Below are 22,383 nucleotides of genomic sequence, written 5' to 3' on the forward strand. Positions count from 1 at the left end.
GCACGTGCGGCACAACGGATTAATGCTCAACAAAAAGCCCCGTCCCGACTCTCGCCCCGTCACGAACCACCCCCTTAGAGTGACGCGCATCACGTCCGGCGACCGACCGGTATCCCTCGCACGCTTCTGGGAGGGCACATGACCCGTATCTCGGTGAAGGTGGACGGCACGACGTACGAGGACGAGGTGGAGCCCCGGCTGCTGCTGGTCCACTACCTGCGCGACCGGCTGGGCCTGACGGGGACGCCCGTCGGGTGCGACACCTCCAACTGCGGGGCCTGCACCGTCGATCTGGACGGGGAGAGCGTCAAGAGCTGCTCGGTCCTGGCCGTCCAGGCCGACGGCTGCGCGGTGACGACCGTGCAGGGCCTGAGCAGCGACGGCGAGTGGACCGGCCTGCAGCGGGCCTTCCACGAGCGGCACGCGCTGCAGTGCGGCTACTGCACGCCCGGCATGCTGATGGCGGCCAGGGACCTGCTGAAGGAGAATCCCCGCCCCACGGCCGACGAGGTGCGGCACGCCCTGGAAGGAAACCTCTGCCGGTGCACCGGCTACCAGAACATCGTGCGCGCGGTGCTGGCCGCCGCCTCCGACGAGGAGGTGCGGGCATGACCGAGGGCGCCGTCGAGGCCGAGGTGGGCCGGGCGCGGCTGCGCAAGGAGGACGCCCGGCTGCTCACCGGGCAGACCACCTGGACCGACAACATCCAGGCCGCCGGGATGCTGCACCTGGCGATCGTGCGCAGCCCGATGGCGCATGCGCGCATCGAGCGGATCGACGTCTCCCCCGCCCGGAAACTCCCGGGCGTGGTGGCCGCGTTCACGGGGAGCGATCTCGCGGAGGGGATGGGATCGCTGCCGTGCGCGTGGCCGGTGACCGAGGACATGGTGCACCCGGACCACCCACCGCTCGCCGTGGAGGAGGTGCGGCACGCCGGCGACCCGGTGGCGGTCGTCGTGGCCCGCGACCGGTACGCGGCGGCGGACGCGCTGGAGGCCGTCGAGGTCGCGTACGAGCCGCTGCCGGCGGTGCTCGACCTGGAGGCCGCGCTCGCCGAGGACGCGCCGCTGGTGCACGCGGACAAGGGCACCAACCGCTGCTACGACTGGCCGCTGAGGGCCGGTGAGGACTTCGCGGCGGTCCGGGAACGCGCCGAGGTGGTCGTCCGGCGCCGCTACCACCAGCAGCGGTTGATCCCCAACGCGATGGAACCGCGCGCGGTGGTGGTCACGCCGCTCGCCGCGTCCGGCGAGTACACGGTGTACTCGGCCACGCAGATCCCGCACATCCTGCGGGTGATGCTCGCCATGGTGACCGGGATACCCGAGCACAAACTGCGGGTGGTCGCCCCCGACGTGGGCGGCGGCTTCGGCTCCAAACTCCAGGTGTACGGCGAGGAGGCGATCGCGCTGGCGGTCGCGCGCCGCCTCGGCCGCCCCGTGAAGTGGACCGAGTCCCGCTCCGAGGGCTACCTCGCCACCCACCACGGACGCGGCATGATCCAGGACGTCGAGATCGCCGCCGACCGCGACGGCAGGCTGCGCGGCCTCAAGGTGGACCTGCTCGCCGACATGGGCGCCTATCTGATGCTGGTCACCCCGGGCGTGCCGATCCTCGGTGCCTTCATGTACCCGGCGATCTACAAGATGGACTCCTACGAGTTCCGCTGCACCGGCGTGTTCACCACCCGCACCCCCACCGACGCCTACCGCGGCGCCGGACGCCCGGAGGCGACGTACGCCATCGAGCGGATCATGGACGAGCTGGCCGCCGAACTCGGCATGGACCCGGTCGAGTTGCGGCGCCGCAACTGGATCCGGCACGAGGAGTTCCCGTACGACTCGATCGCGGGGCTCACCTACGACAGCGGCAACTACGAGGCGGCCACCGACAAGGCGCTCGCCCTGTTCGGGTACGACGGACTGCGCGAGGAACAGCGCAAGCGCGACGAACGCGGGGACACCGTGCGGCTCGGCATCGGGGTGTCGACGTACACGGAGATGTGCGGGCTCGCGCCGAGCCGGGTGCTGCGTGATCTGCGGTACGCGGCGGGCGGCTGGGAGGCGGCGAGCATCCGCATGCTGCCCACCGGCAAGGTCGAGGTGGTCACCGGCACCAGCCCGCACGGCCAGGGGCACGTGACGTCCTGGAGCCAGATCGCGGCGGACGTCCTGGGCGTGCCGTTCGAGGACGTCGAGGTGGTGCACGGCGACACCCGGGCGGCCCCGCAGGGCATGGACACCTACGGCTCGCGCTCACTGGTGGTGGGCGGGGCGGCGGTGCATCACGCGGCGCGCAAGGTGGTCGACAAGGCGCGGAAGATCGCCGCGCATCTGCTGGAGGCGAGCGAGCGGGACCTGGAGTTCACCGGCGGGGCGTTCTCGGTGAAGGGCTCGCCGGAGGCGCGGAAGACCATCCAGGAGGTGGCGTTCGAGGCGTTCACCTCGCACGACCTGCCCGACGGCATGGAACCCACCATCAACGCCGAGCACGTCCTGGACCCGGAGAACTTCTCCTATCCGCACGGCACCCATCTGTGCGCGGCGGAGGTGGACACCGAGACGGGGATGACCCGCATCCGCTCCTACGTGTGCGTCGACGACGTGGGCCGGGTGGTCAACCCGATGATCGTCGAGGGCCAGGTGCACGGCGGACTCGCGCAGGGCATCGCCCAGGCGCTGTACGAGGAGGCCGTGTACGACGACGACGGCAACCTGCTGTCCGGCACGATGGCCGACTACCTGGTGCCGTCCGCGGTGGACCTGCCGGACTTCGTGACGGACCGGACGGAGACACCCGCCGATTCCAACCCGCTCGGGGTCAAGGGCGTCGGGGAGGCGGGGACGATCGCCTCCACCCCGGCTGTGGTCGGCGCGATCGTGGACGCGCTCAGGCCGCTGGGCGTGACGGACGTGACCATGCCGTGCACCCCGGAGCGGGTGTGGCGGGCGATCCACGGTGAGGAGGACCCGGCATGATTCCCCCCGCGTTCGACTACGTCCGCCCGCACACCGTCGAGGAGGCGGTGCGGGCCCTCGCCGACGGCGGCGAGGACGCGAAGGTGCTGGCCGGCGGGCAGAGCCTGCTGCCGCTGATGCGGCTGCGGATGGCGTTCCCGCAGCTGCTCGTCGACACCGGCCGCATCCCCGGCCTGCGCGGCAGCCGAATGGAGGGCGACACGCTCGTCGTCGGCGCCATGACCACCCACCACGACGTGCTGCACGACGCGCTGGTGCGCCGGCACGCCGGTCTGCTGGCCGCCGCCACGGCCACGGTCGCCGACCCGGCCGTACGGCACCGGGGCACGCTCGGCGGGTCGCTCGCCCACGCCGACCCGGCCGCCGACCTGCCGGCCGTGATCCTGGCACTGGAGGGCGAACTGGTCGCGGTGGGGCCGCGCGGGCGGCGCTCGATCCCCGCCCGCGCGTTCTTCACCGACTACCTGGAGACCGCGCTGGCGCCGGACGAGCTGCTGGTGGAGGTGCGGTTGCCGTCCACCGACGGCTGGGGCTTCCACTACGAGAAGTTCCAGCGGGTGGCGCAGGCCTACGCGATCGTCGGCGTGGCCGCGCTGGTGCGGCGGGAGCACGGGAGCATCGCCGAGGCGCGGGTGGGCCTGACCAACATGGGCTCGACCCCCCTGCGCGCCCCGGCGGCCGAGGAGGCGCTCGCGGGCGCGGGTGACGCCACGGCGGTGAAGCGGGCGGCCGGCGAGGCGGCCACCGGCACCCGGCCGTCCCGGGACACCTCGGCCTCCCCGGAGTACCGGGCGCATCTGGCGCGGGTGCTGACCGGGCGGGCGGTGCTCGCCGCCGCCGGGATGGGGTGAGGGCCCATCACCGCCGAGGAATGGCCGGGCGGCCCGGAGCAGGTGCGGGCCGCCCTGGAGGAGACGGGCTACCTCGTCGACGAGGGGCTGGCCATCGCGTGCTTCCTGGCGCTGAGGCTGCGCCGTCCGGTCTTCTGCGAGGGCGACGCGGGCACGGGCAAGACCGCGCTCGCCTCCGCCCTCGCCGAGGTGCTGGACGCCCCGCTGATCCGCTTGCAGTGCCACGAGGGCATCGACGCCTCGCAGGCCCTGTACGACTGGGACTTCCCGCGTCAGCTGCTGCGGCTGCGGGCCGCCGAGGCGGCCGGGGTCACCGACCCGGAGAAGCTGGAGGGCGCGCTGTACGACCGCCGCTACTTGCTCGCCCGGCCGCTGCTGCGGGCGCTGGAGAGCGGTCCGTGCGTGCTGCTGGTGGACGAGATCGACCGTGCGGACGACGAGTTCGAGGCGTTCCTGCTGGAGCTGCTGTCGGACTTCGCGGTGACGATTCCCGAGCTGGGCACGGTGCGGGCGGAGGTGCCACCGCTGGTGGTGCTGACCTCCAACCGCACCCGCGAGGTGCACGACGCGCTGAAGCGGCGCTGCCTGTACCACTGGTTCGACCATCCGGACTTCGGCCGTGAACTCGCCGTCGTACGCGGCCGGTTGCCGGGGGTGGCTCAGCGGCTGGCCGAACAGGTGACCGCGCTGGTGCAGGAGCTGCGGCGGCACGATCTGGTGAAGCCGCCCGGGGTGGCGGAGACCATCGACTGGGTGCGGGCCCTGGACGCGCTGGGGGCGAGCGAGGTGGACGCGGGCCTGGCGACGGCCACGCTGGGCTCGGCGCTGAAGTACCGCGAGGACGCGGAACGGGCGCGGGGCCTGGATCTGGCGGCCGTGCTGGCGGGGCGGCGGTGACCGGTGTGCACGGTGCCCCGTCCCGGAGTCGCTCGGCGGCCGGTGACGTGCCGGACCCGGCCGCCGTGCTCCTCGGGTTCGCGCGGCGGCTGCGCACGGCCGGCGCGGACGTGAGCGGCGAGCGGGTGCGGGCGTTCCTGCGGGCGGCGGAGGCGCTGCGACCGGGGGCGCGGAGGGACGTGTACTGGGCGGGGCGGCTGACGCTGTGCGGCGGCCCGGACGACCTGACCCGCTACGACCGGGAGTTCGCGGCGTGGTTCGGCACCGGTGGCCCGCCCGCGCCCGACCCGGTCCCGGCGCCGCCGCGCCCGCGCCCGGTCCTGCGGAACGAGGCGACCCCGACCGGCCGGCCCGGCACCCCCGTGGAGCGCGCGCCGCGCCTGCCGTCGTGGGCGGCCTCCACCGACGTGCTGCGCCACCGTGACGTGGCGGAGCTGAACCCGGCCGAGCGGGAGCAGGTGCGGCGGCTGCTGGCCGCTTTCGCGCTGCGCGGCCCGGTGCGGCGCACCGCCCGGCGGCGACCGGCCCGGCGCGGGGAGACCGATCCCCGCCGCACGGTGCGGGCCATGCTGCGCGGCGGCGGCGAGCCGGTGCGGCCACTCCGCCGGAAGCGGGCCGAGCGACCTCGCCGGGTGGTGCTCCTCGTGGACGTCAGCGGGTCGATGGCGCCGTACGCGGACGCGCTGCTGCGGTTCGCGCACGCGGCGGCGCGCGGCCGGCACACCGAGGTGTTCACCGTGGGCACCCGGCTCACCCGGGTCACCCGCGCGATGGCGCACCGGGATCCGGACGCGGCGATGGCGGCCGTGGCGTCGGCGGTGCCCGACTGGCGCGGCGGGACCCGGCTCGGGGAGCTGCTGAAGGAGTTCCTGGACCGCTGGGGGCGGCGGGGCACGGCCCGGGGCGCGGTCGTGGTGCTGCTGTCGGACGGCTGGGAGCGTGGCGATCCGGAGCTGCTCGCCGAGGGGATGCGACGCTTGCACCGGCTCGCGCACCGCGTGATCTGGGCCAATCCGCTCAAGGCGCGGCCCGGGTACGCCCCCCTGGCGGCCGGGATGGCGGCGGCGCTGCCGAGCGTGGACGCGTTCGTCGAGGGGCACAGCCTCGCCGCGCTGGAGCGGCTGGCGCGGGTGGTGCGCGGAGGCCGCCCGGTGGAGGGGGTGCCCGTGGAAGGAGCGGATGGTGCGTGACGTACTCCCGGTGCTCGGCCGCTGGTACGCGGCCGGGGCGCCGTTCGGCCTGGCCACGGTCGTCGAGGTGAGCCGCAGCGCGCCGCGCGACCCGGGTGCGGTGATGGCCGTCGGCCCGGACGACGAGGTGGTGGGCAGTGTCTCCGGCGGCTGCGTGGAGGGCGCCGTGTTCGAGCTGGCGCGGGAGGTGGTCGCCGAGGGCGAGGCGCGGCTCGAGACCTTCGGCTACAGCGACGAGGACGCCTTCGCGGTCGGGCTGACCTGCGGTGGCGAGCTCACCCTGCTGGTGCGTCCGGTCACGCCGGAACTGGACCCGGCGTTCGGTGACGTCGCCGCGTCGGTGGCGGCGGGCGAACCGGTCACGGTGGCGACGGTCACCTCAGGTCCCGCGCGGCGCGGCGCCACGCTCGCCGTGTGGCCCGACCGGGCCGCCGGTGGTCTCGGGACGGAGGGCCTCGACGTGGCGGTCACCGCGGACGCGCGCGGTGAACTCGCCCTCGGTGCGACCGGGTTGCGGCACTACGGGCCACAGGGGCAGCGCCGTGAGGACGCGGTGGAGGTGTTCCTGCAGAGCTTCGCGCCGCCGCCGCGCATGCTGGTGTTCGGCGCGATCGACTACGCGGCGTCCGTGGCCCGTATCGGTGTCTTCCTCGGCTACCGGGTCACCGTGTGCGACGCCCGCCCGGTGTTCGCCACGCCCCGGCGCTTCCCCGCGGACGTGGAGGTGGTCGTCGAGTGGCCGCACCGGTACCTCGCCGGCACGGACACCGACGGGAGCACGGTGATCTGCGTGCTCACCCACGACCCCAGGTTCGACGTGCCGCTGCTCACCGAAGCGCTGCGCCGGCCGGCCGCCTACATCGGCGCGATGGGCAGCCGTCGTACGCACGACGAGCGTGCCAGGCATCTGAAGGAGGCCGGACTCACCGAGCGGGAGCTGGCCCGGCTGCGTTCCCCGGTGGGCCTCGACCTCGGCGCCCGGACGCCGGAGGAGGTGGCCGTGTCGGTGGCCGCCGAGATCGTCGCCCTGCGCTGGGGCGGTTCGGGCGCCCCGCTCACCACGACCCGGGGCGCGGTCCACCCGTCCCGGCCGTCCACCGGTTCCGCCCGCTGACAGGAGGAAGCCATGGAACTGCGTCACGAGTTCACCGTGCCCGTCCCGGTCGACGACGCCTGGAGGGCCCTCCTCGACATCGAACGGGTCGCGCCCTGCCTGCCCGGGGCGAGCGTGGAGGAGTACGACGACAAGACGGTGACCGGTTCGGTGCGGGTCAAGGTGGGCCCGGTGACCGTGACGTACAAGGGCACCGCCGTCTTCGAGGAACGGGACGAGCAGGCGCGCCGCCTGGTGCTGGTCGCCGGGGGGCGGGACGCCCGGGGGCAGGGCACGGCCCGCGCCACGGTGACCGGCACCCTGAGCGAACGGGACGGGGTGACGGCGGTGACCGTGCACACCGATCTGACGGTGACCGGGCGGCCGGCGCAGTTCGGGCGGGGTGTGCTGGCGGAGGTGGGCGAGCGGATCATCGGCCAGTTCGCCGCGTGTCTCGCGGAGCGGCTGACCGAGCCGGCGGCCGGCCAGGACGACGCGCCCGGGGACGGGGCTCGCGGGCAGGCGGCCGGCGAGGCGAGGCCCGCGTCCGTCGCGGCACCGGAGCGGCCGGCGTCCGGGGTGCGGGAGCCGCTGGACCTGCTGCACACGGCCGGGCTGCCGGTCGCCGCGCGCGCCGCCGCGGTGGTGGCGGCGGCCGTGGTGGTCGCCGTTTGCGTACGGGGGAAACGCCGGCGCGGTAAGGCCCGGAAGAATCTCGTCCGGGGTGTGTGAGCCCCGCGGGCAGGGGTAGTCGCCCGGTATCACCTCCGATGGTTGGAAGGAGGTCCGTGGAAGAGTCGCATCTACTCGTAGCGCCCGGGCCGTTTCCACCGAGCGAGACGGCCCGGACCGTCAGCGCGGCGGCAGCCGGTGGAAGTCCACCTCGGACAACCGGCCCCCGGTGATCGCGGCGGTCATATAGGTGCAGTGGGGCTGCCGGCGGCGATCCGTCGGAGACCCCGGATTGAGCAGTCGAAGTCCCGTCGGCGCCGTGGTGTCCCACGGGATGTGACTGTGTCCGAACACCAGGACGTCGAGATCGGGGAAGCGTGCGGCGCACCGCTTCTCCCGCCCCTGCGCGGCGCCGGTCTCGTGGACCACCCCCAGGCGCAGCCCGCCGAGTTCCGCGCGGGCCACCTCGGGCAGCCGGGCCCGCAGCGCCGCCCCGTCGTTGTTGCCGTACACGGCGAGGAGCCTGCGGCTGCGGCTCTCCAGCAGGTCGAGGGTGTCGGTGTCGACCCAGTCCCCCGCGTGCACGACGACGTCGGCGCGGGGAATCTCCTCCAGCAGCGGCTCGGGCAGCTGCTTGGCGCGCTTGGGCAGGTGGGTGTCGGACATCAGGAGCAGACGCACGGTGGGCAGCCTAGGGGTCGGGGGCGGCGGAGGCGGGGAGCCCGCGCACACGCCGTCGGACCCGCACCCCGGCGGGTGCGGGCCCGGTCGTGGCGGAGGGGTAACGGGGGCCGGGGTCCGGGCGGCACGACGGCCGGGCGGGTCCGGACCTCGGGCGGGGTCAGTCCTCGCCGCGGACGATGTTCTCCTCGGCCCAGGTGACCGGGGCGGCCGTCGTGGTGTTCCGGTCGACGGCGGGCAGGCAGGTTCGCAGCGGCTCCTGGCCGCGCAGGCGCCGCGCTCGCGCCCAGCCGGTCTCCGGACGGCGGGTCCGGGGCTTGTCCATGCTCTCCGTGATCACGTCACATCATCTTCCTTCTGCGGTCACCGGCGGGCCGGGTCCCCGACACCGCCGCACCCAAACCCCGCTGCCGCACATCCGTGCAACTTCCCTACGACGACACCTACTTACGTGTGCGGCCGGGCCACGCTGATGTCGCCGAGGGCCGACTGCGGGTCGCGCTCCATGGCGACGTCCCCCAACGACACGACGCCGACCGGCTGTCGGCCCTCGACCACCGGCACGCGGCGCACGGCGTGTTCCCGCATCAGCCGCACCACGAGGTCCAGCTCGTCGTCGGGCCCCACCGTCACCACGTCGTCGCTGCAGGCGCCGGCCACGGTGGTCTCCTCCGGGTCGACGCCCTCGGCGATCGAACGCACCACGAGGTCCCGGTCGGTGACCAGTCCCCGCAGCCGCCCGTCGTCGGTGACCAGGACGGCGCCGAGGTCGCGGTCCCGCATGATGCGGGCCACCTGTGCCACGGAGGTGTGCGGTCCGACGGTCACCGGCGCGGCGGTCATGATGTCGCGGACGTACTGGGTCATGGCGTGTCCTTCCCTTGCCCGTCTCGGTGCGGCGGACCGGGTACCCGCCGCGCGGCGACCCCTGCCACCCGTCACGTCCGTACGGTGAACTCCGCCCACACCTGCTTGCCGCCGCTGACCGGCAGCGTGCCCCAGGTCGCCGACACGGCCTCGACGAGCAGGATGCCGCGGCCCCCGGTCGCCTCCCAGCCGATGCTGGTGGGCCTCACCGGGGAGCGGGGCGAGGCGTCGGCGACGGCGAGCCGCAGCCGGTCGCCGACCAGGGAGAGATCGAGGCGGACCTGTCCCTCGGTGTGCACCAGGGCGTTGGTGACCAGTTCGGACACGGCGAGCAGCGGGGCGTCGATCTCGTCGGTCACGCCCCAGGAGCGCAGGGTCCGCCGGGTGAAGCGGCGGGCGTGCCCCACCGCCTGCGGCACCCGCCACACGGTCCAGCTCTCCCGCAGCGGGCGGTTCTCCATGCCGTCGTAGCGCATCAGCAGGAGCGCCACGTCGTCGCTGCGCGGCGCCCGGCCGAGCAGCGTGTCGGCGACCGGCCCGAGACGGACCGGGTCGGCGGCGGACACCTGCCGGGCGAACCGTTCGAGCCCCTCGTCGATGTCGGAGTCGGGCGACTCGACCAGGCCGTCCGTGGTGAGGGCGACCAGCGTGCCGGGCTGGAGCCGCAGCGGGCTCATCGGGAAGTCGCACTGCCGCACCACCCCGAGCGGCGGGCCGCCCTCCGCCTCGGCGATCTCGGTGCGTCCGTCCGGGTGGCGCAGCACCGGCGGCAGGTGGCCGGCGCGGACGCACCAGGCGGCGCCCGCCTCCATGTCGACGTCGACGTAGCAGCAGGTGGCGAAGAGGTCCGTCTCCATGTCGACGAGGAGCCGGTTGGCGTGCGAGACCACCACGTCCGGGGGGTGGCCCTCGACGGCGTAGGCGCGCAGGGCGGTGCGCATCTGTCCCATGAGGGTGGCGGCGCCGGCGCTGTGTCCCTGGACGTCCCCGATGACGAGCGCGACGTGGTTGTCGGGCAGCGGGATGACGTCGTACCAGTCGCCGCCGAGTTCCAGCCCCGCGGTGCTGGGCAGGTAGCGGGCGACGGCGACCGCGCCGGACAGCCGGGGCAGCCGGCGCGGCAGCAGCTGCCGCTGGAGCATGCCGACCAGTTCGTGCTCGGCGTCGAAGGCGCGGGCCCGCATCAGCGCCTGGCCGGCCAGGTTGGCGGCGGCGGTGAGCAGGGCGCGCTCGTCCGCGCCGAAGTCGTGCGGGGCGTCCCAGCCGACCAGGCAGGCCCCGGCCATGCGGTTGCCCGCGGCCAGCGGCAGCACCGCCAGTCCGCCGGGGCCGACCCCGGCCAGGGCGGGCTCCAGCGGGGAGCCCGCGGGCCAGATGCCGGGGCGGCCCTCGCGCAGCGCGGCGGCCAGGGTGGGCATGGTGCGCACGGGCGCGTCGGGCCACTCGGTGCGCCACTCCGACCGCCACACCTCGGGCCAGGCCTCGGGCTCGGGCGGGTCGAGGACGGTGACGACGAGCCGGTCGCTCTCCAGCTCGGCGAGGGCCATCCGGTCGGCGCGCAGCGGGCGGCGCAGCGCGGCGACGACGGCCTTGCCGACGTCCCGCACGGTCACGGCCGTGGACAGCGCGGCGGCCAGCCGCTGCACCCGGGCCACGTCGGTGACGTCGGCGCGCAGCGAGGAGGCGTCGGTGACGGAGCCGACGAGCCGGGCCGGGCGCCCTTCGCCCCCGGAGGCCAGCCGGCCGCGCAGCCGGAGCCATCTGGGCGGGCCGGCGGGCTGGAGCACGCGGAACTCCAGTTCGCGGTCGCCGATGGTCATGTGGTCGGCCTCGACCACGGACATCAGCGAGGGCAGGTCCTCGGGGACGGTCAGGCCGAGCAGGGTCTCCACCCGCCCGTCGAAGTCGTCCGGGTCCACGCCGAACAGGTCCAGGATGTCGTCGTGCACCCGGAGGCGCCCGGTGTCCATGGCGAGGCTGAAGCCGCCGGGCGGGAGGTCCGCGCCGTCGTCGGGCACGGGAGGCGCGGGGGCGGCGACCGCGTCGGCGACCAGACCGAGGCACGCCCGCTCGTCGGCGTCGAAGCCACCGGGCCGCTCGCTCACCGCGAGGAGGCAGCCGCCGTCGTGCCGCACCGGCAGGGCGGCCAGGTGGAAGTCGCGGCGGGGGGTGCGCCGGGACTGGGCCTGGGCGGCCAGGTCCCTCGGGCCGAGCCACACCGTCCGTCCGCGCGCGGCCTCGGCGACCGGGCTGCGGCCGGTGGCGGAGTAGCAGTCACGCACCCCGCACAGGGTCCTCGGCACCCCGGCGGTCTCCGTCAGGCAGAGCAGCTCGCCGTCCTCACCGGGGGCGTAGACGCCGGCGAACGCGGCGCCGGCGAAGACGAGGGTCTGCTCCAGGATCCTGCGCAGCCGCTCGGGTGAGTCCGGGTCCGCGGCGAGCGCCGTCAGGGCACCTTCGGCGCGCAGCGTTCTCGTGCTGCGTCCCGCAGCGCCCTCACCCACCACGTTGGCCATTACAGCGCTTATGGGACACGTGCGCAGCCCCTGTGCACGAACGGTGCCCGGGGCGGGCTTCCCGCGGGGCTCCGCTTCTCGAGCGCCGGCGAGGCCGGGCCCGGCCCGTCCGGCGCTCGACGACGGGGCCGCCAAGGCCGGCAAGGGGGGCTCACCGCCACGGAACGGGGTACGCGCACAGGTGCGCGCACAGGGCGTCCCGCTCGCCGTGCGGGACGCCTTCCCGCAGGGGAGATTGGGTGCGGGTCGTGCGAGGAGGTGGTCGGCGTGTCCGAGGGACAGGCGTCCGCGCAGTCGCACGCCCCCGTGGGCCGTCCGCTGCTGTCGCTGACGCTGGCCGCGCTGATGGACGAGGTGCACGCCCACTCCGGGGCGGTGTACCTGCTCTCCCCCGACCAGCCCGTGCTGGAGATGGCGGTGATGGCCGGACTGCCCCGTGCCTTCGCGGCGCCGTGGGAGCGGGTGGGGCTGAGCGCGCCGATCCCCGTGTCCGACGCGGTGCGTGAACGGCGGCTGGTGTGGGTGGGCGGCGAGGAGGAGATGGCCCGCCACTACCCCCGGATCGCGATGGTGCTCCCCTACCCCTTCTCCCTGGCCGCGCTGCCCGTGGCGACGGCGGCGAAGGTGTACGGCGCGGTCTTCGTGACCTGGCCGGGCTCGCACCCGCCGGACCTGTCGGACTGGGAACGCGAGCACCTCACCGCGGCTTGCGACCGGCTGGCGGTGCGGCTGGAGCGGGCCGCCGAGAGCAGCCTGCCGCTCGCGCCGGAGCCGGACCTGCTGGCCGCGCCGGTGGTGGGCGGGGCGGCCGGCACGCTCGGCACCGTGGAGGCGGCCCGGATGGTGTCCCGGCTGCCGTACGGGCTGTGCTCGCTCGACCTGCACGGGCGGGTCGCCTTCGCCAACGCCGCCGCGTCCGAGCTGCTGGGCGTGGAGTCGCAGCGGCTGCTGGGGGCGCAGATGTGGGCGGCGGTGCCGTGGCTGAACGACCCGGTGTACGAGGACCGGTACCGGGCGGCGCTGTTCAGCCAGCACGTCACCTCGTTCGTCGCGCTGCGCCCGCCCGACGCGTGGCTGTCCTTCCGGCTGTATCCGAGCACCACCGGCCTCAGCGTCCGGATCAGCAGGGCGCGCGCGGTCAGGGAGATGAACCGCGCCACGCCCCGGCCGGGGACGGTGCCGGAGCGGCTGGTGACCATCACCCAGGTGCTCAGCCTGGCCGGCGCGCTGACCGAGGCGGTCGGGGTGCAGGACGTGGTGCAGCTGGTCGCCGACGAGATCGCGCCGGCGGTGGGCAGCCAGGCGCTGGTCGTGCTCGGCTCCCGGGCCGGCCGGCTGCGCGTGCTGGGGCACCGCGGATACGCGGACCCCCTGGTGGTGGAGCGGTTCGACGGGATGCCGCTGTCCCGGGCCACGCCGGGCGGGCAGGTGCTGCGCTCCGGTGTGCCCGCCTTCTTCGAGACGCGGGAGGAGCTGGAGCGGCTGTACCCGGCGCTGCAGACCCACCCGTCCGGGTTCTCGGCGTGGGCGTACCTGCCGCTGATCGCCTCCGGCCGGCCGGTGGGCACGTGCGTGCTGTCCTACGCGGCCCCGCACCACTTCACGACGGAGGAGCGGGCGGTGCTGACCAGCCTGGCGGGGCTGATCGCGCAGGCGTTGGAGCGGGCCATGCTGTACGACGTCAAACACCGCCTGGCGCACGGGCTGCAGGAGGCGCTGCTGCCGCACACCCTGCCGTCGCTGCCGGGGATCGAGGCCGCCGCCCGGTATCTGCCGGCCACCCGGGGCATGGAGATCGGGGGCGACTTCTACGACCTGGTGCCGACGCAGGGCACGGCGGCGGCGGTGATCGGGGACGTGCAGGGGCACAACGTGACGGCGGCCGGGCTGATGGGCCAGGTCCGTACGGCGGTGCGGGCGTACACGGCGGTGGGGCAGGCGCCGGACGAGGTGATGCGCAGTACCAACCGGCTGCTGCTCGACCTGGGTTCGGAGCTGTTCGCGAGCTGTCTGTACCTGCGCCTCGATCCGGTGCGGCGGCGGGCCGTGATGTCCCGTGCGGGGCATCCGCCGCCGCTGCTGCGGAGGCCGGACGGGCGGGTCCGGGTGCTGGACCTGGCCGGCGGCCCGCTGCTCGGCGTCGACGCGGCGGCGGTCTACCCGTCGACCGAGGTCGCGCTGGAGCCCGGTTCGCTGCTGGTGCTGTACACCGACGGCCTGGTGGAGTCGCCGGGCACGGACCTCGAGGACGCCCTCGCCGACCTGTGCCGGCGCCTGACCGACCTCGGCGACCTGCCCCCGGACGACCTCGCCGACGCCCTGGTCCGGCACGGCCCCCACACGACGGACCGCCTGGACGACACGGCGGTCCTGCTGCTCAGGTCGGTACCGGTGGTCTGACGGGGGCGCTTCCGGCGGAGGTGCGGACGGCGTGACCGGCCGGTACCGGGGGCCTCCCGGTGCCGGCCGGTCGTCGGCGTCAGCGCGTCGAGGTCAGCCCGGAGCCGTGTCCCTGACGGCCGGCGCCGCGACCGGGGTGCGCGCCCTCGCCGGCCTGCCCGTCACCGGCGTCCTCACCGTCACCGGCGTCCTCAGCCGCGCCCGCGTCCTCACCCGCGCCCGCTCCGGCGTCCTGCTCGCCGCCGGCCTGGTCGCCCGCGCCCGCGTCCTGCTCGCCGCCCGCCTGGTCGCCCGCACCCGCGCCAGCCCCCGCGCCGAGGGTCGCGCCGACCGCTTCCAGGGCGGTGGTCACCGGCTGGAAGAAGGTCTCCCCGCCCGACGTGCAGTCGCCGCTGCCGCCGGAGGTGAGGCCGATGGCGAGTCCGTCCTGGGTGAACATCGAGCCGCCGCTGTCGCCGGGTTCGGCGCAGACGTCGGTCTGTATGAGACCGGTGACCGTGCCCTCGGGGTAGTTCACCGTGGCGTTCAGGCCGAGGACCTGACCGTCGGCGAGGCCGGTGGTGCTGCCCATGCGGAACACCTGCTGGCCGACCGCCGCCTCCGCGGCCCGGACGACCGGGACGATCTGCCCCCCGACGTTCACCTCGCTCGGGGCCTCGGTGGCGGGGTCGTTGTAGGTGACGAGCGCGAAGTCGCCCGCGCCGGGGAACAGCGCCTGGTCGACGGTGGCGATCGGCTGTCCGCCCTGCTGGTCCGACCACTCGTCACCGGCGGCGGCACAGTGCCCGGCGGTGAGGAACGCGGGCGTGCCGTCGGCCGCGGTCACGTTGAAGCCGAGCGAACAGCGGGCGCCGCCCGCGAAGATGGCGTCGCCGCCGGACGCGAAGGTCCGGAAGGTGCCCGCGGACTTCTTGATGGTGGCCATGCCGGAACCGAGGCTCCGCACGGTGGACTCCAGCCGGTCCCACTTGTTCCCGGTCACCGTGCTGTCCGCGGTGACGAGGATCTTGTTGGTGCGCGGGTCGACCGCCCAGGACGTGCCCGGGATGGTCGCCTCCGACGTCAACGTCCGCGCGCCGGACTCCAGTTCAGCCATGCTGTTGTCGACCTCGCGGACGGCCGCACCCGCGCTCCGCGCCCGCAGGACCATGTCGCCCTCGTCGCGCACCACGTTGACGACCAGCCGCTTGCCGTCGCCGTCGTAGTAGGCGCCGGCGTACGCGTCGCCCAGCATTCCGGCGAGGCGCGTGGCGAGATCCGAGGCGTCGCCCGCCTTCAGGGTCCTCGGCGCGGCCGCGGCGTCGTCCGGCGCGCCGTCCTGTGACGCGTTCGCACTGGGAAGCAGGATCGCGGCGGCACCGAGGGCCACCACACCGCCCACCGCCATCGCGGCCTTGCGCTTGGGAATTCGCTTGTGACTCAAACTTCTCGACCTCCTGGGGGGACCGGAGTCGTGCCGCCGTGGGGGCGGCTGTCGGGGCGCCTGGATGGCCGTTGGTACGCAAGGGAGTTGAGGAGTGTTCAACGCCTTCCGCGACCTCACCCTCCGCCACCGGACACGCACGCTCGGTGTCCGGGGCCGCCTTGAATCCTGGCTTCGGCGAATCTGCACACCGAATGCCCAACCCGGTCACCGCAGCGAGGTGCATGCACAACGCATGTATCCGGGAAGCGCCCTTGCGGCCGGTGTGTCGCTTTCCGGCCACGAGGGCGCAAGTGGCCGGATGGGGCGATGCCGTGGGCCATGTGAAGAAGTCGCCGCCGAGCCGTGCCCCCGTCTGCACGCTTGGGTGCCCCTTGGGCGCGAGTTGCCTGGTGAGGCGCCCGAATGATTGGAAGCCCGCAGCGGCGGCGTGCTTTGATCCATCGCACCGCAAGGCCGTTCCGGGCTCCCGGCGACGGGCGTCCGACGCCCGCGGTCGCGGCCTTCATCTGTCCCCAGAGGGGGCCGCTCCCCCCTTGTGAATATCCATACGAAGGGAAGTTCCCCATGAACTCCACCCCGCAGGTCGAGACCGCCGAGATCTCCGACGCCGACCTCGACGCCGTCTCCGGTGGTCTGTCGGTCAACGCCGTGAACACCCTCACCGGCGCCCTGGACGGCATCGCCCCGGTCTCCGGCCTGGTCGACACGGTCGTCGGCACCGTCGAGGGCGTCACCGGCCTGAACACGGCCCCGGTCACCAACCTGGTCGCCGGTCTCTGATCGCGTCCTCGTGTCACCGAGTCCCGGAGCCGCTCCCCGGCTCCGGGACTCAGTGGTGCGTCCGTAGTCTCCCCGTCACGTCGCACAGTTCACCCAGGTGAGGGAAGACCCGTGCAATTCCGCCAACAGGCCCTCGCCAAGCTCCAGTCACCGGAGGAACTCGACCTCCCGGTGCGCTTCGCCCGCCCGCAGGGCTGGCTGGTGCTGTCCGTCACCGTGATCGCGATGGCCGCCGCGTCCGTGTGGGCGCTGACCGGTTCGGTCACCTCCACCGTCCAGGCACCCGCCATCCTCACCTACGGGCAGGGCAGTTACATCCTGCAGAGCCCCGTCGCCGGGCAGGTCACCGCCGTACTCGCGCGCGAGGGCGAGCGCCTGCCGGCCGGCTCCCCCGTACTCAAGGTCCGTACGCCGGACGGTGACCAGGTCGTGCGGACCCTCCAGGCGGGCCGGATCACCGCGCTCGCCGCGAGCGCCGGGCAGATCATCGCGACCGGCACGGACGTCGCCGCGGTGGAGAAGGTCCGCGGGGCCGGGTCGCCCCTGTACGCGACGGTGTACGTCCCCGCGCAGAAGGCCGCCGGCATCCCCGCGCACGGCTCCGTCGACCTGACGGTGCAGTCCGTGCCGAGCCAGGAGTACGGCGTGCTGCGCGGCGAGGTGACGGAGGTGGACCGCTCCGCCCAGTCCCCGCGGCAGATCACCGGGTTCCTCGGCGACACCCAGCTCGGCGAGGAGTTCACCCGGGACGGCAGGCCGGTGGCCGTCACCGTGAAGCTGAAGCGGTCGCCGGCGACGCAGAGCGGCTACGCGTGGTCCTCGGCCGGGGGCCCGCCGTTCGAGCTGACGTCGATGACCCTGGCCACCGGTTCGATCCGGCTGGCCGACCGGCGTCCCGTGGATTGGCTGCTGCCGTGAGCACCGCACAGGAGACACGCGGCAGACGCCGTGCCGCCCCGCCCCGCCGCAAGGTCCCCACGTCCAAGGTCAGGACGGTCCGTACGCCCACCGTGCTCCAGATGGAGGCCGTGGAGTGCGGTGCCGCCTCCCTCGCGATGGTGCTCGGCCACTACGGCCGCCACGTCCCGCTGGAGGAGCTGCGCATCGCCTGCGGCGTCTCGCGGGACGGCTCGCGCGCCAGCAACCTGCTGAAGGCCGCCCGCAGCTACGGGCTGACCGCCAAAGGCATGCAGATGGACCTGGCCGCCCTCGCCGAGGTGACGGCGCCGGCCATCCTGTTCTGGGAGTTCAACCACTACGTCGTCTACGACGGCATGGGCCGCCGGTTCGGCCGTCGCGGGGTGTTCGTCAACGACCCCGCCAAGGGGCGCCGGTTCGTGCCGCTGGAGGAGTTCGACAGCAGCTTCACCGGTGTCGTGCTGGTCATGGAGCCCGGCGAGGACTTCAGCCGGGGCGGGCGCAGACCGGGCGTGCTCGGCGCCATGCCGGCCCGGCTGCGCGGCACCGCGGGCACCATGCCCGCCGTGGTGCTGACCAGCCTGCTGCTGGTGGTGGTGGGCGCGGCCGTGCCCGGACTCAGCCGCACCTTCATCGACGACTTCCTGATCGGACAGCAGACCTCGACGCTGGACGTGCTGTTCCTGTCGATGGGCGCCTGCTTGCTGCTCACCCTGCTGCTGACCTGGCTCCAGCAGGCGAACCTGCTGCGCGGCCGGCTGATCTCGTCGACGCTGTCCAGCGCGCGCTTCCTGCGCCACCTGCTGCGGCTGCCGGTGACGTTCTTCTCCCAGCGCAGCCCCGCCGACCTCGTGCAGCGCCTGCAGTCCAACGACGCCGTGGCCGAGACGCTGGCCCGTGACCTGTCGGCGGCGGGCGTCGACGCGGTCGTGGTCGTGCTGTACGCGGTGCTGCTCTACACGTACGACCCGCAGCTCACGTTCGTGGGCATCGGGGTGGCGCTGCTGAACATCCTCGCGATGCGGATCGTGATCCGGCTGCGCGCCACCCGCACGGCGAAGCTGCGCGCGGACACGGCGCGGCTCACCAACACCGCGTACACGGGGCTCCAGCTGATCGAGACGCTGAAGGCGACCGGCGGCGAGGACGGCTACTTCCGCAAGTGGGCCGGGCAGCACGCCACCACGCTGGAGGAGCAGCAGCGGCTCGGGGTGCCGAGCGCGTGGCTCGGCATCGTCGCGCCGACGCTGGCCACGCTGAACAGCGCGCTGATCCTCTGGATCGGCGGCATGCGGGCGGTCGAGGGGCACATCTCGGTCGGTCTGCTGGTGGCCTTCCAGGCGCTGGTCGCCCGGTTCACGGCGCCGCTGACCCGGCTGAACGGGGTGGCGGGCCGCATCCAGGACTTCGCCGCCGACGTGGCCCGGCTGAAGGACGTGGAGAACTTCCGGACGGACCCGCTGTACGGGCGTCCGGGCGCCGGTGAGTCGACCCGGCGGCTGCACGGCCATGTGGAGCTGCAGAACCTCACCTTCGGCTACAACCCGCTGGACAAGCCGCTGCTGACCGGCTTCGACCTGACGGTCGGTCCGGGGCAGCAGGTGGCGCTGGTGGGTGGCTCGGGCAGCGGCAAGTCGACCGTGTCACGGCTGATCTCGGGGCTCTACACCCCGTGGGAGGGCGTGATCCGGATCGACGGGCCGCGCATCGAGGACATCCCGCGCGGGGCGCTGGCCGCGTCCGTGTCGTTCGTCGACCAGGACGTGTTCCTGTTCGAGGGGACGGTGCGGGACAACGTGGCGCTGTGGGACCCGTCGATCCCGGACGAGGCCGTGGTGGAGGCGCTGAGGGACGCGGCGCTGTACGACGTGATCGTGCGCCGTCCGGGCGGCATCCACAGCCCGGTCGAGCAGGACGGCCGGAACTTCTCCGGCGGTCAGCGCCAGCGTCTGGAGATCGCGCGGGCGCTGGTACGGCGGCCGAGCATCCTGGTCCTCGACGAGGTGACCAGCGCGCTGGACGCCGAGACGGAGCTGGTCGTGATGGACAACCTCCGCCGCCGCGGCTGCGCGTGCGTGGTGATCGCGCACCGGCTGTCCACGGTCCGCGACAGCGACGAGATCGTCGTCCTGGACCAGGGCACGGTCGTGGAGCGCGGACGGCACGAGGAGCTGGTGGCGCGCGGCGGCGCGTACGCGGCGCTGGTCAGGGAGCGATGAGATGACTGCCGTGCAGGAGGGGCAGGGCGGCGACGTCGTCCTGGGCGCGCTCGGCGCGCTGGGCACCCCGATCGACTGCTCCGGGTTCGGGCGGCTGGACCTGGAGGGGCCGCAGGTGCTGTGGCTGATCGCGTCCGGTGCCGTGGACCTGTTCGCGGTGGACGCCGAACAGCAGGGTCACTGGCACCACCTGGGCCGGCTGGAGGCGGGCTCGCTGGTGCTGGGCCCGGTGGCGGGTCCGGCGCACACACTGGTGGCGCGCCCCCTGCGGGACTGCGTGGTGCGCCGCGTCGCGCTGCGCGAGCTGTACCAGGAGGCCCACACCCAGACCTGGTCGTACGACGCCTACGGCAACCCGCAGTACGTGCCGCCGACGACGAGCCCGCTGGAGTACGCGCTCGCCCTGGGCGTGGGCCGGAGCCTCGCCGTGCTGTTCCAGGCGCCGATGGCGACGGAGCGGGCGGCGGCGCCCACCGACGACGACGTGTTCTGGATGCAGGTGCCCCCGGGCAGCGTGCAGTACGGCTCCCTGTACGGGGCGGAGGCCGCGGCGGACCTGCTGATGGACCCGGCGCTGTGGCAGAGCATGGTCGACCAGCAGTACCGGCTGATGACCACGCTGGACCGGTGGATCGAGCAGTTGGAGGAGACGCACGAGTCCCGCACCGCGCAGGGCATCGCGGCCGGTGAGGCGGTGCGGGCGCAGGCCGACCGGACGCTGCTCGCGTCGATCGGCAAGCGGTCGGGGCAGCGCACGACGGCCGCCGACGCGGACGCCACCTACGCGGCCTGCGAGCTGGTGGCGCGGGCGGCCGGGATCACGCTGGCCTCGCCGGCGCAGTCCGGCACCGGCGCCGACCGGCTGGACCCGGTGGAGCAGGTGGCGCTGGCCTCGCGGCTGCGCACCCGGGTGGTGCGGCTGGAGGGCCGGTGGTGGCGCGACGACGTGGGACCGCTGGTGGGCCATCGTGCCCTGTCGGGGGCGCCGGTGGCGCTGCTGTGGCGGCGCGGCGGCTACGTGTCGGTGCATCCGTCGACGGGCCGGGAGACCCCGGTGGAGAAGGCGAACGCCGAGGAGTTCGAGCCGCGCGCGGTGATGTTCTACCGTCCGCTGCCCGAGCGGCGGCTGAGCCCGCTGCGGCTGATGCGGTTCTGCATGGGCGGCACCCGGGGCGACCTGACGGGGCTGGTGCTGAGCGGTCTGGTGACGGTGGTGCTGGGGGCCCTGGTGCCGCTGGCGACGGGCCGGGTGCTCGGCGAGTACGTGCCGAAGGCGCAGACGGACCTGATCGTGCAGGTGTGTCTCGCGGTGATCCTCAGCAGTGTGGTCGCGGCCGCGTTCATGCTGCTGCAGAACCTCACGCTGCTGCGGCTTGAGGGCCGGGTGGAGGCCACGCTCCAGCCGGCGGTGTGGGACAGGCTGCTCAGGCTGCCGACCCGGTTCTTCACGGAGCGGTCCACGGGTGAGCTGGCGAGCGCGGCGATGGGTATCAGCGCGATCCGCCGGATGCTGGCCGGGGTGGGCCCCACGGTGACCCAGTCGGTCACCGTGGGCGCGGTGAACCTCGGGCTGTTGCTGTGGTTCAGCGTGCCGATGGCGCTGGCCGCGCTGGGCATGCTGGTGGTGGTCGCGAGTGTGTTCCTGGGGCTCGGCCTGTGGCAGGTGCGCTGGCAGCGGCGGCTGGTGGTGCTCGGCAACAAGCTGAACAACCAGGCGTTCCAGACGCTGCGCGGGCTGCCGAAGCTGCGGGTGGCGGCGGCGGAGAACTACGCGTACGCGGCGTGGGCGTCGCAGTTCGCGCGCAGCCGTGAGCTGCAGGCGAAAGCCGGCCGGATCAAGAACCTGACGGCGGTGCTGGGCGCGGTCTATCTGCCGCTGTGCACGCTGGGGATGTTCATGCTGCTGGCCGGCCCGGCGCGCGGGTCGATGACGGCGGCGGAGTTCCTGACCTTCAACACGTCGGTGACGATGGTGCTCACGTCGGTGACCCAGCTGACCGGCTCGTTCGTCTCGGCGGTCGCCGCGCTGCCGCTGTTCGAACAGATCCGGCCGGTGCTGGACGCGACGCCCGAGGTGCGTACGGCGAGCACCCGGCCGGGCCCGCTGACCGGGGCGCTCGAGGCCCGGCGGGTGTCCTTCCGTTACTCCGACGACGGTCCGCTGGTGCTGGACGACGTGTCGTTCGAGGCGCGTCCGGGCGAGTTCGTGGCGGTGGTGGGGCCGAGCGGCTGCGGCAAGTCGACACTGCTGCGGCTGCTCATCGGCTTCGACCGGCCGCAGTCCGGCTCCGTGCTGTACGACGGGCAGGACCTGGCGGCGCTCGACCCGTCGGCGGTGCGCAGGCAGTGCGGTGTCGTGCTCCAGCACGCGCAGCCGTTCACCGGGTCGATCATGGACGTGATCTGCGGCAGCGAGCCGTACACGCCGGAGGAGGCGATGGCGGCGGCGGAGATGGCGGGGCTGGCCGAGGACATCCGCCGGATGCCGATGGGGCTGCACACCATCGTCTCGGGCAGCGGCGCGGTCTCCGGCGGTCAGCGGCAGCGGCTGATGATCGCCCAGGCGCTGATCCGACGGCCCCGGATCCTCTTCTTCGACGAGGCGACCAGCGCCCTGGACAACGAGACCCAGCGCACGGTGATCGAGAGCACCAAGGCACTGCGGGCCACCCGTGTCGTCATCGCGCACCGCCTGTCGACGGTGCTGGACGCGGACCGGGTGGTGGTGATGGAGGCGGGCAAGGTGGTCCAGCAGGGCACCCCGGCCGACCTGCTCGCCGACACCCGGGGCCGTCTGCACGAGCTGGTGCGCAGGCAGCTCGCCTGATCCGGGAGGCGTCCGCCCCGGGGTACGGCGCCCCCGGGGGCATCGCGGCCGCCCAGGAACACACGGTT

The 22,383-nt window shown here is 74.1% G+C and carries 17 protein-coding genes; 12 read left to right on the top strand and 5 right to left on the bottom strand.

Annotated elements, in window-relative coordinates; all coding sequences use genetic code 11:
* Window positions 1–138 precede the first annotated feature (138 nt).
* The 7 genes from ACIF8S_RS08385 to ACIF8S_RS08415 are packed head-to-tail and all read left to right on the top strand — an operon-like array spanning window position 139 to window position 7,741.
* Window positions 139–612: a (2Fe-2S)-binding protein gene (locus ACIF8S_RS08385; RefSeq protein ID WP_191879369.1), complete on the top strand. Its 474-nt coding sequence runs from the start codon at window positions 139–141 to the stop codon at window positions 610–612.
* Entirely contained in the window at window positions 609–2,978 is a 2,370-nt protein-coding gene (locus ACIF8S_RS08390) for a xanthine dehydrogenase family protein molybdopterin-binding subunit (RefSeq protein WP_399998101.1), read from the top strand. The genes ACIF8S_RS08385 and ACIF8S_RS08390 overlap by 4 nt, the downstream gene beginning before the upstream one ends.
* Entirely contained in the window at window positions 2,975–3,829 is an 855-nt protein-coding gene (locus ACIF8S_RS08395; protein ID WP_399998103.1) for an FAD binding domain-containing protein, read from the top strand. The genes ACIF8S_RS08390 and ACIF8S_RS08395 overlap by 4 nt, the downstream gene beginning before the upstream one ends.
* Before the next feature lie 6 nt (window positions 3,830–3,835).
* Window positions 3,836–4,726 carry an AAA family ATPase gene (locus tag ACIF8S_RS08400; RefSeq protein WP_399998481.1) on the top strand — a complete coding sequence of 297 codons (891 nt, stop codon included), beginning with the start codon at window positions 3,836–3,838 and terminating at the stop codon, window positions 4,724–4,726.
* Between the two features lie 5 nt (window positions 4,727–4,731).
* The gene (locus tag ACIF8S_RS08405; RefSeq protein ID WP_399998482.1) at window positions 4,732–5,916 is read left to right on the top strand and encodes a VWA domain-containing protein; all 1,185 of its coding nucleotides are present in this window, start codon (window positions 4,732–4,734) and stop codon (window positions 5,914–5,916) included.
* Complete coding sequence (locus tag ACIF8S_RS08410) at window positions 5,909–7,030, top strand: XdhC family protein (RefSeq protein WP_399998104.1); 1,122 nt, start codon at window positions 5,909–5,911, stop codon at window positions 7,028–7,030. The genes ACIF8S_RS08405 and ACIF8S_RS08410 overlap by 8 nt, the downstream gene beginning before the upstream one ends.
* A 12-nt stretch (window positions 7,031–7,042) precedes the next feature.
* Window positions 7,043–7,741, top strand: a complete 699-nt coding sequence (locus ACIF8S_RS08415) for an SRPBCC family protein (protein ID WP_399998106.1) — start codon at window positions 7,043–7,045, stop codon at window positions 7,739–7,741.
* 120 nt (window positions 7,742–7,861) lie between these two features.
* Here ACIF8S_RS08415 and ACIF8S_RS08420 read toward each other — a convergent pair whose 3' ends face one another.
* From ACIF8S_RS08420 to ACIF8S_RS08435, 4 genes are all read right to left on the bottom strand, one after another.
* Window positions 7,862–8,362, bottom strand: coding sequence for a metallophosphoesterase family protein (locus ACIF8S_RS08420; RefSeq protein ID WP_399998107.1), 501 nt, complete (start codon window positions 8,360–8,362; stop codon window positions 7,862–7,864).
* Window positions 8,363–8,522: 160 nt separating this feature from the next.
* Window positions 8,523–8,702: a hypothetical protein gene (locus tag ACIF8S_RS08425; protein WP_024883425.1), complete on the bottom strand. Its 180-nt coding sequence runs from the start codon at window positions 8,700–8,702 to the stop codon at window positions 8,523–8,525.
* 107 nt (window positions 8,703–8,809) lie between these two features.
* Window positions 8,810–9,229 carry a CBS domain-containing protein gene (locus tag ACIF8S_RS08430; RefSeq protein WP_399998109.1) on the bottom strand — a complete coding sequence of 140 codons (420 nt, stop codon included), beginning with the start codon at window positions 9,227–9,229 and terminating at the stop codon, window positions 8,810–8,812.
* A gap of 71 nt (window positions 9,230–9,300) precedes the next feature.
* Window positions 9,301–11,745, bottom strand: coding sequence for a SpoIIE family protein phosphatase (locus ACIF8S_RS08435; RefSeq protein ID WP_399998111.1), 2,445 nt, complete (start codon window positions 11,743–11,745; stop codon window positions 9,301–9,303).
* Window positions 11,746–12,012: 267 nt separating this feature from the next.
* Between ACIF8S_RS08435 and ACIF8S_RS08440 the strand changes: the two genes are divergently transcribed.
* A complete protein-coding gene (locus tag ACIF8S_RS08440) occupies window positions 12,013–14,145 on the top strand; it encodes a SpoIIE family protein phosphatase (RefSeq protein WP_399998112.1) in 2,133 nt (710 codons plus the stop codon).
* 79 nt (window positions 14,146–14,224) lie between these two features.
* On the opposite strand, the gene ACIF8S_RS08445 is transcribed toward ACIF8S_RS08440, so the two are convergent.
* Window positions 14,225–15,568: a S1 family peptidase gene (locus ACIF8S_RS08445; protein WP_399998113.1), complete on the bottom strand. Its 1,344-nt coding sequence runs from the start codon at window positions 15,566–15,568 to the stop codon at window positions 14,225–14,227.
* 567 nt (window positions 15,569–16,135) lie between these two features.
* Between ACIF8S_RS08445 and ACIF8S_RS08450 the strand changes: the two genes are divergently transcribed.
* The 4 genes from ACIF8S_RS08450 to ACIF8S_RS08465 all read left to right on the top strand — a co-directional run bounded on the left by ACIF8S_RS08450 (window position 16,136) and on the right by ACIF8S_RS08465 (window position 22,315).
* Window positions 16,136–16,351: a type A2 lantipeptide gene (locus ACIF8S_RS08450; protein WP_215210967.1), complete on the top strand. Its 216-nt coding sequence runs from the start codon at window positions 16,136–16,138 to the stop codon at window positions 16,349–16,351.
* Between the two features lie 111 nt (window positions 16,352–16,462).
* Window positions 16,463–17,269 carry an HlyD family efflux transporter periplasmic adaptor subunit gene (locus ACIF8S_RS08455; protein WP_399998115.1) on the top strand — a complete coding sequence of 269 codons (807 nt, stop codon included), beginning with the start codon at window positions 16,463–16,465 and terminating at the stop codon, window positions 17,267–17,269.
* Window positions 17,266–19,488 carry an NHLP family bacteriocin export ABC transporter peptidase/permease/ATPase subunit gene (locus ACIF8S_RS08460; RefSeq protein ID WP_399998116.1) on the top strand — a complete coding sequence of 741 codons (2,223 nt, stop codon included), beginning with the start codon at window positions 17,266–17,268 and terminating at the stop codon, window positions 19,486–19,488. The genes ACIF8S_RS08455 and ACIF8S_RS08460 overlap by 4 nt, the downstream gene beginning before the upstream one ends.
* Before the next feature lies 1 nt (window position 19,489).
* Window positions 19,490–22,315, top strand: a complete 2,826-nt coding sequence (locus ACIF8S_RS08465; RefSeq protein ID WP_399998117.1) for an NHLP bacteriocin export ABC transporter permease/ATPase subunit — start codon at window positions 19,490–19,492, stop codon at window positions 22,313–22,315.
* Window positions 22,316–22,383: the final 68 nt, after the last annotated feature.

It is taken from the genome of Streptomyces sp. NPDC085937 (assembly GCF_044540535.1).
Lineage (GTDB): Bacteria > Actinomycetota > Actinomycetes > Streptomycetales > Streptomycetaceae > Streptomyces.

Bases quoted from the DNA above. Each gene is read 5' to 3' on its own strand.
- ACIF8S_RS08385 (WP_191879369.1), top strand. From the start codon at position 139: ATGACCCGTATCTCGGTGAAGGTGGACGGCACGACGTACGAGGACGAG.
- ACIF8S_RS08390 (WP_399998101.1), top strand. From the start codon at position 609: ATGACCGAGGGCGCCGTCGAGGCCGAGGTGGGCCGGGCGCGGCTGCGC.
- ACIF8S_RS08395 (WP_399998103.1), top strand. From the start codon at position 2,975: ATGATTCCCCCCGCGTTCGACTACGTCCGCCCGCACACCGTCGAGGAG.
- ACIF8S_RS08415 (WP_399998106.1), top strand. From the start codon at position 7,043: ATGGAACTGCGTCACGAGTTCACCGTGCCCGTCCCGGTCGACGACGCC.
- ACIF8S_RS08430 (WP_399998109.1), bottom strand. From the start codon at position 9,229: ATGACCCAGTACGTCCGCGACATCATGACCGCCGCGCCGGTGACCGTC.
- ACIF8S_RS08435 (WP_399998111.1), bottom strand. From the start codon at position 11,745: ATGGCCAACGTGGTGGGTGAGGGCGCTGCGGGACGCAGCACGAGAACG.
- ACIF8S_RS08450 (WP_215210967.1), top strand. From the start codon at position 16,136: ATGAACTCCACCCCGCAGGTCGAGACCGCCGAGATCTCCGACGCCGAC.
- ACIF8S_RS08465 (WP_399998117.1), top strand. From the start codon at position 19,490: ATGACTGCCGTGCAGGAGGGGCAGGGCGGCGACGTCGTCCTGGGCGCG.